Source organism: Streptococcus sp. FDAARGOS_192 (assembly GCF_002073815.2).
Classification (GTDB): Bacteria; Bacillota; Bacilli; order Lactobacillales; family Streptococcaceae; genus Streptococcus; species Streptococcus salivarius_H.
The window spans coordinates 225062-241305 of sequence record NZ_CP020431.2; the positions used below are offsets into that span (position 1 = coordinate 225062).

A 16244-nucleotide genomic window follows, 5' to 3' on the forward strand; every position below is an offset into this window, starting at 1 on the left:
GCGCTTTTTGTTTGCAGTAAGTAGGTTTCTCATTAAAAATTTGGTAAAATAAAGTAAACGCTTTAATGATGAGGGATCATGATGCAGATCGAAAAGATTTTAAACAACAATGTTGTTCAGGCTTTGGATAATAATGTGGAATACATTGTCATGGGCAAGGGACTGGGCTTTCAAAAGAAGGTCGGAGACTTTGTTGATAAGGAAAAGATTGAAAAGACTTTTATTTTGGAAAATACAGAGGCAGTAGAGGAATGGTCTCGTGTTTATGTCAATTTGCCTGATGGTGAAATGCAGGTCTTTTTGAATATTCTTACTTTTGCTGAGGCTGTCTTGCAAACCAAGTTTGAACCCTCCTTTTTTATCGCTCTTGCAGACCACCTACATAACGCTATTGAAAGAAGTAGAGAGGGTGTTTCTTTGCAGAATCCTTTGGCTTGGGAGGTTCGAAAATTTTATCCTCGGGAGTATGAAATTGGGAAACAAGCCCTTCGTTTGATTGCCAAGGATTTAGAAGTTCAGTTAGAAGATGATGAGGCTGCCTCTGTCGCCTTACATTTTGTCAATGCACAAAAAGATGCAGGTCTTCTTGAAAAAGACCGACAGATGACTCAAATTGTGGTTGGGATTAGTGAGATTGTCCGTCTTCATTTTGGTTATGATTTGGAGGAGGATAGTTTCTCGTATAACCGTTTTATGACCCATCTCCAATACCTAGCACAACGTATTGTGAGCGGAGTTAGTGGTGGTAAGAATGATGCTTTCCTTTACGAACAAGTTAAGATAAATTATCCAGAGTCCTTTATCTGTACCCAAAAGATTGCTACCTATATCAAGACAAGTTATGCCTTTGAGCTGAGTTTAGACGAACAAGTCTTTTTAACCATTCATATTCAACGTCTTAAGGATAATTTAGATAAGTAAGCGATTCCCAGAGACGTCCTACAAAAAGCAGACAATTAGCCTTAAGTCTGCTTTTTCTGTGTCCTTATGGTATAATGAGGTGATTAATATTAGACCAAAAATACTCTGGGCTAGTATTCTATGTATTTGTATAAAAAAGCTAATGAGTTAGTGAAAGGAAGCGAGCGGTTCTATGCTTGAAGTGATCATAGCCGTTCCTAAAGTATCTTATGTATATTGAAATGATTGATGAGACTGGACAAGTCTCTGAGAAATTAAAAGAACAAACCTTGGAGTTGCTAGATTTTGCAGCACAAAGACTTGGCAAGGAAGACAAGGAAATGGCGGTTACATTTGTAACCAACGAACGTAGCCACGAGCTAAACCTGGAATATCGTGATACGGACCGTCCAACGGATGTTATTAGTTTGGAGTATAAGCCTGAATTAGACATTAGCTTTGATGAGGAAGAGTTGGCTGAAAATCCTGAATTAGCTGAAATGATGGGAGAGTTTGATAGTTATATCGGTGAACTCTTTATTTCTGTTGATAAGGCTCACGAGCAAGCTGAGGATTATGGTCATAGTTTCGAACGTGAGATGGGCTTCTTGGCTGTTCACGGTTTTCTTCACATCAATGGCTACGACCATTACACCCCAGAAGAAGAAGCGGAAATGTTTGGATTACAGGAAGAAATTTTGACTGCTTATGGACTTACGCGACAATAACCCACAAAAAAAGTGGAAAAATAGAGAATTTACAGCTAGTTTTGAGTTTGCTCTAACAGGGATTATCACAGCTTTTAAAGAAGAACGCAACATGCGCAAGCACTTGGTTTCAGCTATCTTGGTGGTATTGGCTGGCTTGATTTTTCGGGTGTCTGCGACAGAATGGCTCTTTCTTTTGATGGCCGTTTTTCTCGTAATTGCCCTAGAGATTGTTAATTCTGCCATTGAAAATGTTGTCGATTTGGCCAGTAATTATCACTTTTCGATGCTAGCCAAAAATGCCAAGGATATGGCTGCAGGGGCTGTTTTAGTGGTTTCTTGTTATGCACTCATTACGGGTATGATTGTTTTTATACCTAAAATTTGGCACTTAATTTTCAATTAAAAAGAAATAGGAAAGAAGTTATATGACATTTAAATCAGGATTTGTGGCTATTCTTGGCCGTCCTAATGTAGGAAAATCAACGTTTTTGAACCATGTTATGGGGCAAAAAATTGCTATTATGAGTGATAAGGCTCAAACAACCCGTAATAAAATTATGGGGATTTACACAACTGATAAGGAACAGATTGTCTTTATTGATACACCAGGGATTCACAAACCTAAAACGGCTCTTGGGGATTTCATGGTGGAATCTGCTTATTCAACCCTTCGTGAAGTAGATACCGTCCTCTTTATGGTACCAGCGGATGAACCCCGTGGTAAGGGTGATAATATGATTATCGAACGTCTTAAACAAGCTAAGGTTCCAGTTATCTTGGTAATCAATAAGATTGACAAGGTTCATCCAGATCAGCTCCTAGAGCAGATTGAGGATTTCCGTACACAAATGGATTTCAAGGAGATTATTCCGATATCTGCTCTCCAAGGGAACAATGTTTCTTATCTTGTGGATGTCTTGAGTGATAACCTTGAGGAAGGGTTCCAATATTTCCCAGCGGACCAAATCACCGACCACCCAGAGCGTTTCTTGGTATCGGAGATGATTCGTGAAAAAGTCCTTCAGTTGACACGTGAAGAAATTCCACACTCTGTTGCGGTTGTCATTGATGAGATGAAGCGTGATGAAGACACGGATAAGATTCATATTCGTGCGACGATCATGGTTGAGCGTGACAGCCAAAAAGGCATTGTCATTGGTAAACAAGGTTCCATGCTCAAGAAAATTGGTACCCTTGCCCGTAAAGATATTGAAGTTATGCTAGGGGACAAGGTCTTCCTTGAAACCTGGGTTAAGGTTAAGAAAAATTGGCGTGATAAGAAATTAGATCTTGCCGATTTCGGATACAACGAAAAAGAATATTAAAAAGCTGGGCATTTGCTCGGCTTTCTTGTTAGAAGGAGGAGCAAATGCCTGAGTTACCTGAGGTAGAAACTGTTAGACGAGGGTTAGAAAGATTGGTAGTAAGTCGGACCATTTCGTCTGTTGAAGTTAAGGTCCCGAAAATGATTAAGACCTCCTACGATAGTTTTTTGAATGACTTACCTGGCCAAACTATTCAAGCCATGCGACGTAGAGGCAAGTACTTGATTTTTGATTTTGGACAGTTGATTATGATTTCCCACTTGCGCATGGAAGGGAAATACCTCTTGTTTACGGATCAGGTCCCTGCTAATAAGCATTTCCATCTTTTCTTTATCTTAGATGATGGCTCGACTCTTGTTTATCAGGACGTCCGCAAGTTTGGGACCTTTGATTTATTGGCTAAAAATCAAGAGGAGGCTTATTTTACAAAGAAAAAGCTTGGTCCTGAGCCTACTAAGAAGGCTTTTAAATACGCCCCGTTTGAGAGAGCCTTGATGACCTCTGCAAAGCCCATTAAAAGTCTCCTTTTGGAGCAGAAATTGGTGGCTGGTCTAGGCAATATCTATGTTGATGAGGTGCTTTGGGCAGCCAAGGTTCATCCTGAGACGCCAGCAAAGAAACTCAGCAAGGCAGCCATGAAGCGAGTCCATGATCAAACGATTGTTATTTTACAGCTAGGAATTGAAAAAGGTGGCTCAACTATAAGGACTTATCGTAATGCCCTTGGTGAGGATGGGACCATGCAGAACTATTTGCAGGTTTACGGAAAGACGGGACAGCCTTGTCCACGCTGCGCAAGCACAATTGAGAAAATCAAGTTAGGAGGGAGAGGAACACATTTGTGTCCTCATTGTCAGAAACGATGATTATTGGGTTAACAGGTGGTATTGCTTCAGGAAAATCTACTGTTGTTGAAATGATTAAAGAGGCAGGTTACAAGGTCATTGACGCTGATCAGCTTGTACACGACATGCAGGCTCAAGGGGGCCGTTTGTACCGTGCCTTACTCGATTGGTTGGGAGAGGAAATTCTTCTTTCTAATGGGGAATTGAACCGTCCTAAACTAGGGCAACTGATCTTTTCCAATGAGGAGATGAGACAGCGGTCTGCTGAGATTCAAGGGACGATTATTCGAGAGGAACTAGCAGCGCAAAAGGATTATTTAGCTAAGAAAGAAGATGTTTTTTTCATGGATATTCCCTTGCTTATTGAGAATGGGTATCAGGACTGGTTTGATCAGATTTGGTTGGTGGCAGTGTTACCGGAGATCCAGTGCCAACGCTTGATGAAACGTAATCACTTAAGTGTTGAGGAAGCTAAGCTGCGTATTGATAGCCAGATGTCTTTAGCTGAGAAAATGCCTTATGCCAGCTTGGTTCTTGATAATAACGGTAGTCTCGATGATTTGAAGGAGAAGGTTAAGAGTGCAATAAATGATTTAACGAGCTCCTCATAGCTAGCCATTGTGATATAATGGATAGTGAATTTTAGAAAGAAGATGATTATTTGCGCCAAAAAGAACTTAAAAGTACTGATTGGCAACGTAACCTTAAAATTGCATGGATAGGAACCTTTTTTACTGGAGCTAGTTTCTCCATTGTTATGCCTTTCATGGCCCTATACATTGAGGAACTTGGTGTTAAAGGAGATATGGTCGAATGGTATGCTGGCTTGTCTGTTGCCATCTCTGCCTTAGCCTCTGCCTTGGTTTCTCCTATTTGGGGACGCCTGGCTGACCGTTATGGTCGAAAGCCTATGATGATTAGGGCCAGCATGGTGATGACTTTTACAATGGGAGGGCTTGCCTTAGTCCCAAATGTTTTCTGGCTGCTTTTCTTAAGAACGCTGAATGGTTTGTTTGCAGGCTATGTCCCAAATGCCACAGCTTTAATTGCTAGTCAGGTTCCTCAGAATCGTTCTGGCTATGCCTTGGGGACCTTGTCTACGGGTCTAACGGCAGGTGTTCTGATTGGCCCTTTGTTAGGTGGTACCTTATCTGAGGCGTTTGGTATGAGGGGTACCTTTTTATTGGTTGGACTCATTCTATTTATCTGCTGCCTCTTAACTATTTTTGGCTTGCGAGAGGATTTCCAGCCTGTCGAAAAGGGAGAGATGATGACCCTTTCTCAGGTTTTTGCAAGAATTCCCAGCAAATCTATGTTGATTGGCCTTTTTGTGACCAGTATGATTATTCAGATTTCTGCCCAATCGATTGCACCTATGTTGGCCCTTTACATTCGTTATTTAGGTCAGAGGGAAAATATCCTTTTTTACTCAGGGTTAATTGTTTCTGCTATGGGCTTTTCTAGTCTCTTAAGTACCCCTTATCTGGGAAAATTGGGAGACCGTATTGGGAATCATCGCTTGCTTTTAATGGGGCTATTTTATAGCTTTCTCTTGTATTTCCTCTGTGGTTTTGCCGGTTCAGCCTTGCAACTGGGTATCTTACGCTTTGCCTATGGCTTCGGTGTAGGTGCTCTTATGCCTAGTGTCAATTCTTTATTGACCAAGATGACACCCAAGGAAGGAATCTCAAGAATATTTAGCTTTAATCAAAGCTTTTCATATATTGGACAGGTTTTAGGTCCCTTTGTTGGGTCAGCAGTTGCGACAGGTCTAGGTTATCGCTGGGTCTTCTTTGTGACTGCAATGATTGTCTTTGGAAATTTTGTCTGGTCCTTAATCATCTTTAGAAAATTGCTAGGAGTCAAGAATATAGGTGAGAGTTAAAATCAATTTAAAGTGTAGTGAATGTGGGAGCATCAACTATCTCACAAGTAAAAATAAACAGAATCATCCTGAGAAAATTCAGGTACCCAAATTCTGCCCTAAGGATAGAAAAGTAACCTTACATGTTGAATCTTAAAGGGTTCTATGGTAGAATAAAAAGGACTTTTTCGGAGGAATAACTATGTACGACTTATTATTAACGCTGCTCTTGGTGATGTCAGCTATTATTGTGATTGCGGTATTTATGCAGCCACAAAAAAATCCAAGTAGCAATGTCTTTGATGGTGGTGGGTCAGAAGCACTATTTGAACGTAGTAAACCACGTGGTTTTGAAGCCTTTATGCAACGCTTTACAGGAATCATGGTTTTTCTATGGATTGTAGATGCAATCGTCCTTTCCATTCTCTCAAGTAAGTAATGAGCTGACTGAGGTTGGCTCATTTTTTGCGTTATAGTCAATAAATAAAAGAAAAGGAAATCATGAAAGAAACTATTATAAATTATTTGAAGGAGCATGGGAAATCCAGTGTAAACGACATTGCCCAGGCTCTTAATCATGCTGGGGGAGAAAAGTTCCCTCAGCTCATCAAGGCCATATCAGCCATGGAAAGTAAGGGGCAGTTGCGTTTTAACCGAGATGGCTCTGTATCCTTGCGTCCTAAGAAAGAAAATCCTAATCAGGTGACTGTTGAAGGTGTCTTCCGTGCCAATAAGAATGGCTTTGGTTTTTTGCATGTCGATGACAGTGAAGATGATATGTTCATCGGTCGTAATGATGTTGGCCATGCCATTGACGGTGATACTGTTGCTGTTGTCATCAAGAAGCCAGCGGATCGTTTGCGTGGGACTGCAGCGGAAGCACGAGTTGTTGAAATTGTAGAACGTTCGCTTAAGACTGTTGTAGGGAAATTTATTCTTAGCGACGAGAAAGAACCTTATGCGGGTTACATTAAGTCTAAAAACCAAAAAATTCAGCAGCCAATTTATATCAAGAAAGAACCAGTTGCCCTAGATGGTACTGAAATTATCAAGGTTGATATTGAAAAATACCCTAACCGTCACTATGATTATTTCGTAGGAAGTGTTCGTGACATTATTGGTCATCAGGGGGATGCCGGTATTGATGTCTTGGAAGTTTTGGAATCAATGGATATTGTTTCAGAGTTCCCAGAGGATGTCATGGCGGAAGCAGAAGCTGTCCCAGATGCGCCAAGTCAGGAAGACCTCGTTGGTCGTGTTGACCTTCGTCAAGAGGTAACCTTTACTATTGACGGAGCCGATGCTAAGGACTTGGACGATGCGGTCCATATCAAACGTTTGCCAAATGGTAACTTTGAACTTGGTGTTCATATTGCCGATGTGTCCTACTATGTCACTGAAGGGTCTGCTCTTAACCGTGAGGCTGTAGCACGTGGGACCTCTGTTTATGTGACAGACCGCGTGGTGCCAATGTTGCCTGAGCGTCTTTCAAATGGCATTTGTTCACTAAATCCCAATGTTGATCGCTTGACGCAGTCAGCTATTATGGAGATTACTCCTAAAGGTAAGGTGGTTAATCATAAGATTTGTCAATCTGTGATTAATACAACCTTCCGTATGACCTACAGTGATGTCAATGAGATGTTGGCTGGAAATCCAGAAAAGATTGAGCAGTTTAAGCCAATCATGGATTCTGTATCAGCTATGGCAGAATTGCATAAGATTTTAGAAGACATGCGTGAGCGTCGTGGTGCCCTAAACTTTGATACATCTGAAGCTCGTATCTTGGTTAATGAGAAGGGAATGCCAGTGGATATCGTGGTGCGTGAACGTGGAACAGCCGAGCGAATGATTGAATCCTTCATGTTGGCTGCCAATGAATGTGTGGCAGAGCACTTTGCTAAGGCTAAGTTGCCATTTATCTACCGTATCCACGAAGAGCCAAAAGCTGAGAAATTGCAACGCTTCATGGATTATGCCTCTATCTTTGGTGTTCAAATCAAAGGAACTGCCAATAAGATGGATCAGCTAGACTTGCAAGAGTTTATGGCCAAAGTTCAGGGAAAACCTGGAGCAGAAGTCATGAACATGATGCTGCTTCGTTCAATGCAACAAGCCCGCTATTCAGAACACAATCATGGACACTACGGACTTGCGGCTCAGTACTATACCCACTTTACTAGTCCAATCCGTCGTTACCCAGATCTCTTGGTTCACCGAATGATTCGTGAGTACACTAACAATATGTCTCAAGAGACGCGTGAACATTTTGAAGAGGTTATTCCTGAGTTAGCGACATCATCTTCAACTCTTGAACGTCGTGCCATTGATGCCGAACGTGTCGTTGAAGCTATGAAAAAAGCGGAATACATGGAAGAGTTTGTTGGCCAAGAATTCGATGGTATTGTCGGAAGTGTGGTTAAATTTGGTATGTTTGTGGAATTGCCAAATACTATCGAAGGTTTGGTTCACATCACGACCCTTCCAGAATTTTACAATTACAATGAACGTACCATGACACTTCAGGGTGAGAAAACTGGTAAGACTTTCCGAGTTGGTCAGCCTATCCGTGTCAAATTAACACGTGCGGATAAGGAAACCGGAGACATTGACTTCCAATACCTTCCAAGCGAGTATGATGTCACTGAAAAAGTAGATCACAAGGCTCGTCAGGAACGTGAAGAAAAGGCAAAAGCCTTCCGCAATAGAGGTCCATGTCGTGACCGTCAAAATGGAGACTTCGAACGTCGTGGTAAACGTGGGGATAACCGTAACCGTCAAGACGGTAATGGTCGTAAAGGTTCTTATGACGAAAAACGTAAGTCATCTAAGAAACCCGACAAGCGTAAGAATCAAAACCGTCCTCATAATGATAACAAGGGACGTGAGAGTGGCCGTCGTAAGAAGAAAGGGAACAAACCTTTCTACAAGGACGTTGCTAAAAAACGAAAATAGGATGAGAATGGAGGGACTGCTATGCCAAAGGGTGAAGGCAATGTTGTTGCTCAGAATAAAAAGGCTAGACATGATTATAGTATCGTTGATACTATTGAAGCAGGTATCGTGCTAACAGGGACGGAGATTAAATCCGTTCGTGCGGCACGCATCCAACTAAAAGATGGCTATGCCCAAATCAAGAATGGTGAAGCCTGGTTAATCAATGTTCATATTGCTCCTTTTGAGCAAGGTAATATTTGGAATCAGGATCCAGACCGTACGAGAAAATTATTGCTCAAGAAGAAGCAAATCACCAAACTTCAAAATGACCTTAAGGGAACAGGAATGACCTTGGTTCCTTTGAAGGTATACCTAAAAAACGGTTTTGCCAAGGTATTGCTTGGTATTGTCAAAGGGAAACATGATTATGATAAACGTGAATCTATCAAACGTCGTGAACAAGAACGTGATATCAAACGTATTATCAAGAGTGTTAACCGTTAAAACGCCTATCATCTAAGACTGCTATAGTCCTAGATGATTTTTTGTTTTTGGCTTTAAGACATGATATAATGGGAGTACCATACGGTCTTTAGTTAGGATAGCAGGTATACCTAACTCTGGTCGTGATACTGTAAAGGAGATTAGCGATGCCAGTAGATGCTAAAACAAAATACAAGGCCAAGAAGACAAAGATTGTTTTCTTCGACATTGACGACACCCTTCGTGTCAAAAAGACAGGCTACATTCCTGAGTCTATTAAGGCTGTTTTCAAAGGGCTTAAAGAAAAAGGAATTTTGACGGGGATTGCCACAGGACGTGGCTACTATGGTGTCGTTGAGGACATTCGAGACCTAGAGCCCGATTATTTTGTAACCATCAATGGAACTTATGTGATTAATCGAAAAGGGGAAGAAATTTATAACCAGCCCCTAGCTCGTGAAGTTACAGAAGCCTTTGTTGCTTGGTGCAAGGAGATTGGGATTGCTTGGGGCTTTGCCGGTAAGGATAAGCCAGTTGTCTCAGAGCGTTCAGATTTGATTGATGATGCTATGAAACCAGTCTATGGTCTTTGTGATGTGGAGCCAGACTTCCATTTGTCGAACGATGTTTACCATATGTGGACTTTTGCGGAAAATGATGGTGAGCTTGAGTTACCAGAAGAACTTGCGACACATGTTCGTATGGTACCTTGGCACGAACACTCATCTGACGTCGTAGCAAATGGTATCTCAAAAGCATCTGGTGTCGAGCATGTCTTGGAGCATGAAAACCTTAAACCGGTCAATGCTATGATGTTTGGGGATGGTCCAAACGATATGGAGATTTTTGACTATGTTGGACTTAAGGTTGCCATGGGTAATGCCACACCAGAACTGAAAGAAAAAGCAGATTACGTTACAGGAACAGTAGAAGAAGATGGCATTTTCAATGCCTTGGAGGAACTCGGATTGGTAGAAAAAGAACTTCATTTCCCACAACTTGACTTGGATGCAGTAGAAGGTCCAGTCGCAACAATTAAAACAAACCATGGTGATTTGGTCATCAAGCTTTTCCCTGATCATGCACCATTAACAGTTACTAACTTTGTCAATTTGGCCAAGAGTGGCTACTATGACGGTGTGATTTTCCACCGTATTATCAAGGACTTTATGATTCAAGGTGGTGACCCAACTGGTACTGGTATGGGTGGTGAGTCAAGCTTCGGTGGTAGCTTCCAGGATGAATTTTCTGAAGAGCTCTATAACCTCCGTGGTGCGCTTTCTATGGCCAATGCTGGACCAGATACTAATGGTAGCCAGTTCTTCATCGTTCAAACGCCTGAAATTCCTTATGCTAAAAAGGAACTCGAACGTGGTGGTTGGCCAGCACCAATCGCAGAAGCTTATGCTGAAAATGGTGGAACACCTCACCTAGACCGTCGTCACACAGTCTTTGGTCAATTGGTGGATGAAGACTCTTACAAGGTGCTTGATGAGATTGCCAATGTTGAGGTTGGGGCTCAAGATAAGCCACTTGAGGATGTTGTAATTGAAACAGTTGAGGTAGCAGACTAAGATGAAAATTGGAGACAAGCTTAGGGGTGTTATCACAGGCATCAAGCCTTACGGTGCCTTTGTTTCATTGGAAAATGGTACCACAGGCTTGATTCACATCTCGGAGATTAAGACAGGTTATATCGACAACATCTACAATACCCTCAAGGTAGACCAGGAGGTCTTGGTTCAAGTTGTTGATTTTGATGAATTTACACAAAAGGCTAGTCTTTCTTTGAGAACCCTTGAGGAAGAAAAAAATAAAATCCCTCATCGTCATCGTTTCTCTGATAGTCGTTTGAACTATGGCTTTAAACCCTTGGCAGAAGCAATGCCAGGATGGATTGAAGAAGGACTTGACTATCTTAGACAAGAGCATGAGGAAAAATAGTAAAAGCTGACTCTCGATGAGTCAGCTTTTTTGGTGTTTTCGATTTGGCTACAAACAAAAAGATCTTCAATTTAATTGAAGACCCATGTTTATTAATTAGACATCAAAATAGAGCAATTCTTTTGGTGTGTGTGTGAAGACTTCAAAGCCATCTTTTGTCACATAACCACAGTCCTCGATACGAACACCAACTTTTTCAGGAATGTAAATACCTGGTTCAACAGAGAAGCACATTCCTTCTTCGATTACCAAGTCATTTCCTTCCATGATTGAAGGGAATTCATGCACATCCATTCCGATACCGTGTCCGAGGCGGTGGTTGAAGTATTCACCATAACCAGCTTTTTCAATAACATTACGTGCTGCAGCATCGACTTCGCTGGCAGTTACACCTGGTTTAATCATATCTAGGGCAGCCTGTTGAGCTTCTAAAGTCAAGTGGTAGATTTCTTTTTTGAAATCATCGGGTTTTCCAACAGCGACTGTTCGCGTCATATCTGAAGCATAGCCATTCACCATACAGCCCAAGTCGAAGAGAAGAAGAGCATCTTTTTCAATTTTGTTGCTTCCAGGAATGCCGTGTGGGTTGGCTGCATTGTTACCAGTCAAGACCATAGTTTCAAAGCTCATTTCATAGCCCAAGCGTTTGATGCCAAATTCGATTTGAGCAATGATGTCTGTTTCAGTAACGTCAAGAGAGATATTGTCGAAACCGATATTAACAGCTTTATCAGCATAATCACCGGCAACAATCATTTTTTGAATTTCATCAGCTGACTTGATAACGCGCATTTTTTGAATGAATGGTGTCAAGTTTTCAAAGCGACCTTCAAAGACTGTTTGCAATCCTTGGAACTTAGTCACATTGAGATTGTCAAACTCTGCATAAATAATAGAGCTGTCTGTACTTGCTAGACCAGCTTTGATTTTTTGCCATGGATTTTCAGAATCCACATAACCAAAGACTGGGAAGTCGAGTACAGCAGAGGCACGTGCAACCTCAAGAGCAGGAACAAAGAGGGCAGGTTCACGATTTTCGTAGACGAAGAGGAACATTTGGCGTTCATGTGGGTCACAATCAAAACCAGTAAGATAATTGACAGTTACAGGATCTGAAACAATAGCTAGCCCTGCTTTATTTTCATTCAAAAAATGACGAATGCGATCAAGTTTAGACATAGAAAAAACTCCTTTGTATTTCTTACACTCATTCTGTCACTTTTATAGGGAAAATGCAAGTTGTTTTTTGGCTTTTCATTAAATCATTTACTTTCATTGAGACTTTTTTAGGCTAGTTTTGTAAGCGATGGATAGTCTTGGAAACACGAAATGAGAGGCCTTTTTCTGAAATGGCTTTCTTCCTCGTAACCATAAAGAAGGAATCCCTTTCATTTTTTTGTAAAAAATCAGTCAAAATAATTGAAAGTGTTTTCAGAATCTGATACAATTAGCATGAATAAGTGAGCGTAAAATGAGAAAGGAAGTGTTTTTATGAATACTGATGAAACAATTACTATATACGACGTTGCGCGTGAAGCAGGTGTTTCGATGGCGACTGTGTCTCGTGTGGTAAATGGAAATAAAAATGTAAAAGAAAACACCCGAAAAAAAGTGCTTGAGGTCATTGATCGTTTGGATTACCGTCCAAATGCGGTTGCGCGTGGCTTGGCGAGTAAGAAAACCACTACTGTAGGAGTTGTTATTCCAAATATTGCTAATAGTTATTTTGCTACTTTAGCAAGGGGGATTGATGATATTGCTACGATGTACAAGTACAATATTGTTCTTGCATCTAGTGATGAAAATGACGATCATGAAGTTACCGTGATTAACTCTCTATTTGCCAAACAAGTAGACGGTATCATCTTCATGGGTTACCACTTGACGGAAAAAATTCGTGCAGAATTTTCTCGTACCCGTACGCCGATTGTTCTAGCAGGAACAGTAGACCTCGAACACCAATTACCGAGTGTTAACATCGACTATAAAGCTGCCGTTGAGGATTCTGTAACGCAGCTTGCCAAGAATAATGAAAAGGTTGCCTTTGTATCAGGACCACTAATTGATGATATTAATGGCAAGCTCCGTCTAGCTGGTTATAAGGCTGGACTTGAAAAGAATAATTTGCGCTACAATGAAGGACTTGTCTTTGAAGCTAAATATAGCTATAAAGACGGCTTTGATTTAGCACAACGTGTCTTGAACTCTGGTGCCACTGCTGCCTATGTTGGGGAAGATGAATTGGCTGCGGGTCTCTTGAATGGCCTCTTTGCTGCAGGTAAATCAGTTCCAGAAGACTTCGAAATCATCACAAGCAATGACTCACCAATTACAAGCTACACACGTCCAAACCTTTCTAGTATTAATCATCCTCTCTATGATTTAGGGGCAGTTAGCATGCGTATGTTGACTAAAATCATGAATAAGGAAGAGCTTGAAGAAAAAGATGTTATTCTTAATCACGGTATTACCTTACGTCAGTCAACAAAATAAAAAAGGAGTTGGGACATAAGTTTGTCTCAACTTCTCTTTTTTAGAAAAAGGGAGAACCAATGACTTTTGAGGATGCTTATTTTAAAAAGAAAGTCCTAAAACCTGATAGCCTAGAGCCTTTTGGTTTTACAGCTACCGAGCAAGGCTATGAGTTCAGAAAAACACTGATAGCTGAAGAACTTGAAGCTCGATTGTTTATTGATTTAGAAGGTAAGCTGACGGGACAGGTTGTCGATAGTGATTTTGATGAGCCTTATGATATCTTCAGGAGTCCTCAGGCTACTGGAACTTACGTTGGTCAAGTCAGAGAAGCTTATGGAGAACTTCTGTCACAGGTAGCTGATTCTTGTTATGAAGATCAATTATTCTCATTTCCACAAGCTAATCGCCTGGCTAAATTTTTAGCTCAAGAATTTTCAGACCAAGCAGACCAACCTTTCGAGAAGGAACCAAGCTATCTATCTTTTAGAGTTGATGGTAAATGGTATGCCTTGTTTTTTCCTCTTAAGGGAGAAAAACTAGGGCTTGATGGAGAAAAGGCAGAATTAACATATGATGTGGTTAACCTCAAGGTTAATCCGACGCAAATGGATAAGCTCTTGAAAATGGATGGCGTTTTTCCTAGCTACCATATGTCCAAGAAGACCTGGGTTAGTCTTGTTTTAGATGAGACCTTGCCGGACCAGACCATTTTTGAGCTTCTTAGTGAAAGTCGCTCCCTAGTGGCCCCAAAACATCTTAGAAAGGCTTCGGAGCCTCATTATTGGATTATCCCAGTAAATTTGAAATACTACGATATTGGGGAGGAGTTTTCCGCAAATGAGGAGATTCTTTGGACACAGAAAGCTAGTATGCAAAAGGGAGATTTTGTGGCTATCTATATTACGGCACCTACCAAGGCCATCCGTTACCTCTGTCAAGTTTTAGAGGCAAATATCCCTAATCAAGGTTATCGTGAAGAGGAGAGTATTAAGGAGTTGATGCGGATTAAACCCTTATACACTTTTAATGATACTGACTTTGATAGTGATAGACTAAAGAGTTTAGGTATTAAAACTGTTCGAGGTCCCCGACATATGACAGAAGAGTTAGTTCAGGCCTTATCCCCTTACCTAAAAGAAAAATAGAAGGAGGACATCATGCGAATTTTGATTGCACCTGATTCATTTAAGGAAAGTTTATCTGCAAAAGAGGTCGCCTTAGCTCTTAAATCAGGTTTTGAAAATGCCTTATCCGACGCTGATTTTGACCTCATGCCAATAGGTGATGGTGGCGAGGGCACCTTAGATGCTCTTGCTGAAAATCTAAATCTTGAGAAGAAAAGTATCAAGATTCCTCATGCCTATACAAGTGACGGAAGTGTTTCTTTTGCCAGCAATGGCCAGACTGCCATTTTTGAAATGGCTGCGATTTGTGGCTTGGAGCATATTCCTAAGGAGAAACGAAATCCTCTAGCTCTAACGACACAAGGCGTAGGTGAACTAATTGTTCATTTGGTTCAGTCTGGCATCCGAGAGTTTATTATAGGCGTAGGTGGATCTGCTACCAATGATGGTGGTATTGGTATGGCATATGGATTGGGGTATCGTTTTTATGATTCTGAGGGACAGGAGCTTGAGCCAATAGGTGCTAATCTTGGTCTCATTAAGAAGGTATCCTCTAAAAATAAGGTTGATTTGTCTAGTGTCACCATTCGTCTGATTACTGACGTAGATAACCCCTTGTGTGGCCAACATGGAGCGACCTATATTTTTGGTGGACAAAAAGGCTTGTCTCCTTCACAATTTAAAAAAGTTGATCAAGATATGTCACAATTCTACACTGACTTTGCTCCAGAAGTTTTAAAATTGGCTGGTTCAGGGGCGGGAGGAGGCATGGCTGCAGGCCTGGTGGCCTTTGCAGGTGCAGAAATTAAATCAGGGATTGACTTTGTACTTGATTGTGTTGATTTTGACCAACGTGTGAAGTCTGCTGATTTGGTTATAGTAGGAGAAGGACGTATGGATAGCCAGTCCTTATCTGGTAAGGCACCGGTCGGAGTGGCTAGGCGGACACCATCAGCTATTCCCGTCATTGCTATCTGTGGTAGTTTGAAGGATGACTTGCCTGATTTTCCAGTAGCAGGTATCTCAGCTGCTTTCCCTATCATTGGACAAGTATTAGAGTTAGACCAAGTTTTAGCTACCGCTAAGGAGAATCTCTATCGCACAGGACTCAATATTGGGAATCTCATCAAGCTCAGTAAAACATTGTGATATAAGAAAAAGCTGACTTTGCATCAGCTTTTATTTTCCGAATAGTTTAGCAAAAAATCCCTTTTTTTCAAGGATAGGTTCAGTTTCACTAGGAGCAAGGATATCAGGATAGAGTTCTGAAAATAATACTTTATCAAGATTCTCTGCTTGATTACTATGTACGATAAGACCGTATGGTGAATGGGCCTTGGCCTCGTCAACAATAGTTGCAGAAATATTTAGTGCTTGAGCGGTCTTGATATAGGTAAATTGTGTCTGGTCGGCTAATTTTGGCGAAAGTTTGAGACTAAGATTAGGGTAAACGGCTAATAAGTCTTTTAATATTTGCGGAAAATTGTCAATTACAGTTTTCTTTTCGGTGTTTTCCAATAGAACAGCTAGGACTACACGTTCCGCATAGGTTCCAAAATACTGACGAAGTTCATCGGGATTTAGGCGTTTTTCGCCACTAGCGCATTGGAGCACTTTGTTTTCAAGTGAAGTCATAG

The 16244-nt window shown here is 41.1% G+C and carries 18 protein-coding genes; 16 read left to right on the forward strand and 2 right to left on the reverse strand.

Going from position 1 to position 16244, the window contains the following annotated elements; genetic code table 11:
- Positions 1-81: 81 nt before the first annotated feature.
- The 13 genes from licT to A6J31_RS02200 all read left to right on the forward strand — a co-directional run bounded on the left by licT (position 82) and on the right by A6J31_RS02200 (position 11008).
- Positions 82-921, forward strand: coding sequence for a BglG family transcription antiterminator LicT (gene licT, locus A6J31_RS02140; RefSeq protein ID WP_192573931.1), 840 nt, complete (start codon positions 82-84; stop codon positions 919-921).
- Positions 922-1130: 209 nt separating this feature from the next.
- The gene (gene ybeY / locus A6J31_RS02145) at positions 1131-1628 is read left to right on the forward strand and encodes an rRNA maturation RNase YbeY (RefSeq protein WP_002886021.1); all 498 of its coding nucleotides are present in this window, start codon (positions 1131-1133) and stop codon (positions 1626-1628) included.
- The gene (locus A6J31_RS02150; protein WP_004182934.1) at positions 1609-2013 is read left to right on the forward strand and encodes a diacylglycerol kinase family protein; all 405 of its coding nucleotides are present in this window, start codon (positions 1609-1611) and stop codon (positions 2011-2013) included. The genes ybeY and A6J31_RS02150 overlap by 20 nt, the downstream gene beginning before the upstream one ends.
- A 22-nt stretch (positions 2014-2035) precedes the next feature.
- Positions 2036-2935 (forward strand): GTPase Era, encoded by a 900-nt coding sequence (era, locus tag A6J31_RS02155; RefSeq protein ID WP_080610362.1) that lies wholly within the window; start codon positions 2036-2038, stop codon positions 2933-2935.
- A 44-nt stretch (positions 2936-2979) separates the two neighbouring features.
- Positions 2980-3801 carry a DNA-formamidopyrimidine glycosylase gene (gene mutM, locus A6J31_RS02160; RefSeq protein WP_021144488.1) on the forward strand — a complete coding sequence of 274 codons (822 nt, stop codon included), beginning with the start codon at positions 2980-2982 and terminating at the stop codon, positions 3799-3801.
- Positions 3798-4391: a dephospho-CoA kinase gene (gene coaE, locus A6J31_RS02165; RefSeq protein ID WP_014634130.1), complete on the forward strand. Its 594-nt coding sequence runs from the start codon at positions 3798-3800 to the stop codon at positions 4389-4391. The genes mutM and coaE overlap by 4 nt, the downstream gene beginning before the upstream one ends.
- A 50-nt stretch (positions 4392-4441) precedes the next feature.
- Complete coding sequence (locus A6J31_RS02170) at positions 4442-5665, forward strand: multidrug efflux MFS transporter (protein WP_002886097.1); 1224 nt, start codon at positions 4442-4444, stop codon at positions 5663-5665.
- On the forward strand, positions 5655-5801 hold the full coding sequence (gene rpmG / locus A6J31_RS02175; RefSeq protein WP_002890443.1) for a 50S ribosomal protein L33: 147 nt from the start codon (positions 5655-5657) through the stop codon (positions 5799-5801). The genes A6J31_RS02170 and rpmG overlap by 11 nt, the downstream gene beginning before the upstream one ends.
- Positions 5802-5846: 45 nt before the next feature.
- Positions 5847-6083: a preprotein translocase subunit SecG gene (gene secG / locus A6J31_RS02180; protein ID WP_002886135.1), complete on the forward strand. Its 237-nt coding sequence runs from the start codon at positions 5847-5849 to the stop codon at positions 6081-6083.
- Positions 6084-6145: 62 nt separating this feature from the next.
- Entirely contained in the window at positions 6146-8599 is a 2454-nt protein-coding gene (rnr, locus tag A6J31_RS02185; protein WP_080610363.1) for a ribonuclease R, read from the forward strand.
- Positions 8600-8620: 21 nt separating this feature from the next.
- Entirely contained in the window at positions 8621-9085 is a 465-nt protein-coding gene (gene smpB, locus A6J31_RS02190) for an SsrA-binding protein SmpB (RefSeq protein WP_014634133.1), read from the forward strand.
- 146 nt (positions 9086-9231) lie between these two features.
- On the forward strand, positions 9232-10638 hold the full coding sequence (locus A6J31_RS02195) for a Cof-type HAD-IIB family hydrolase (protein WP_014634134.1): 1407 nt from the start codon (positions 9232-9234) through the stop codon (positions 10636-10638).
- 1 nt (position 10639) lies between these two features.
- Positions 10640-11008, forward strand: a complete 369-nt coding sequence (locus A6J31_RS02200) for a S1 RNA-binding domain-containing protein (protein WP_002886108.1) — start codon at positions 10640-10642, stop codon at positions 11006-11008.
- A gap of 96 nt (positions 11009-11104) precedes the next feature.
- Here A6J31_RS02200 and A6J31_RS02205 read toward each other — a convergent pair whose 3' ends face one another.
- Positions 11105-12187, reverse strand: coding sequence for a M24 family metallopeptidase (locus A6J31_RS02205; RefSeq protein WP_014634135.1), 1083 nt, complete (start codon positions 12185-12187; stop codon positions 11105-11107).
- Between the two features lie 312 nt (positions 12188-12499).
- On the opposite strand from A6J31_RS02205, the gene ccpA reads away from it, so the two are divergent.
- The 3 genes from ccpA to A6J31_RS02220 are packed head-to-tail and all read left to right on the forward strand — an operon-like array spanning position 12500 to position 15756.
- Positions 12500-13501 (forward strand): catabolite control protein A, encoded by a 1002-nt coding sequence (gene ccpA / locus A6J31_RS02210; protein ID WP_014634136.1) that lies wholly within the window; start codon positions 12500-12502, stop codon positions 13499-13501.
- Positions 13502-13560: 59 nt separating this feature from the next.
- Entirely contained in the window at positions 13561-14628 is a 1068-nt protein-coding gene (locus tag A6J31_RS02215; protein ID WP_014634137.1) for an MmcQ/YjbR family DNA-binding protein, read from the forward strand.
- A 12-nt stretch (positions 14629-14640) separates the two neighbouring features.
- Complete coding sequence (locus A6J31_RS02220; RefSeq protein WP_021144480.1) at positions 14641-15756, forward strand: glycerate kinase; 1116 nt, start codon at positions 14641-14643, stop codon at positions 15754-15756.
- 30 nt (positions 15757-15786) lie between these two features.
- Here the strand turns inward: A6J31_RS02220 and A6J31_RS02225 are convergent, their stop codons facing one another.
- Positions 15787-16242 carry a YueI family protein gene (locus A6J31_RS02225; RefSeq protein ID WP_021144479.1) on the reverse strand — a complete coding sequence of 152 codons (456 nt, stop codon included), beginning with the start codon at positions 16240-16242 and terminating at the stop codon, positions 15787-15789.
- Positions 16243-16244: the final 2 nt, after the last annotated feature.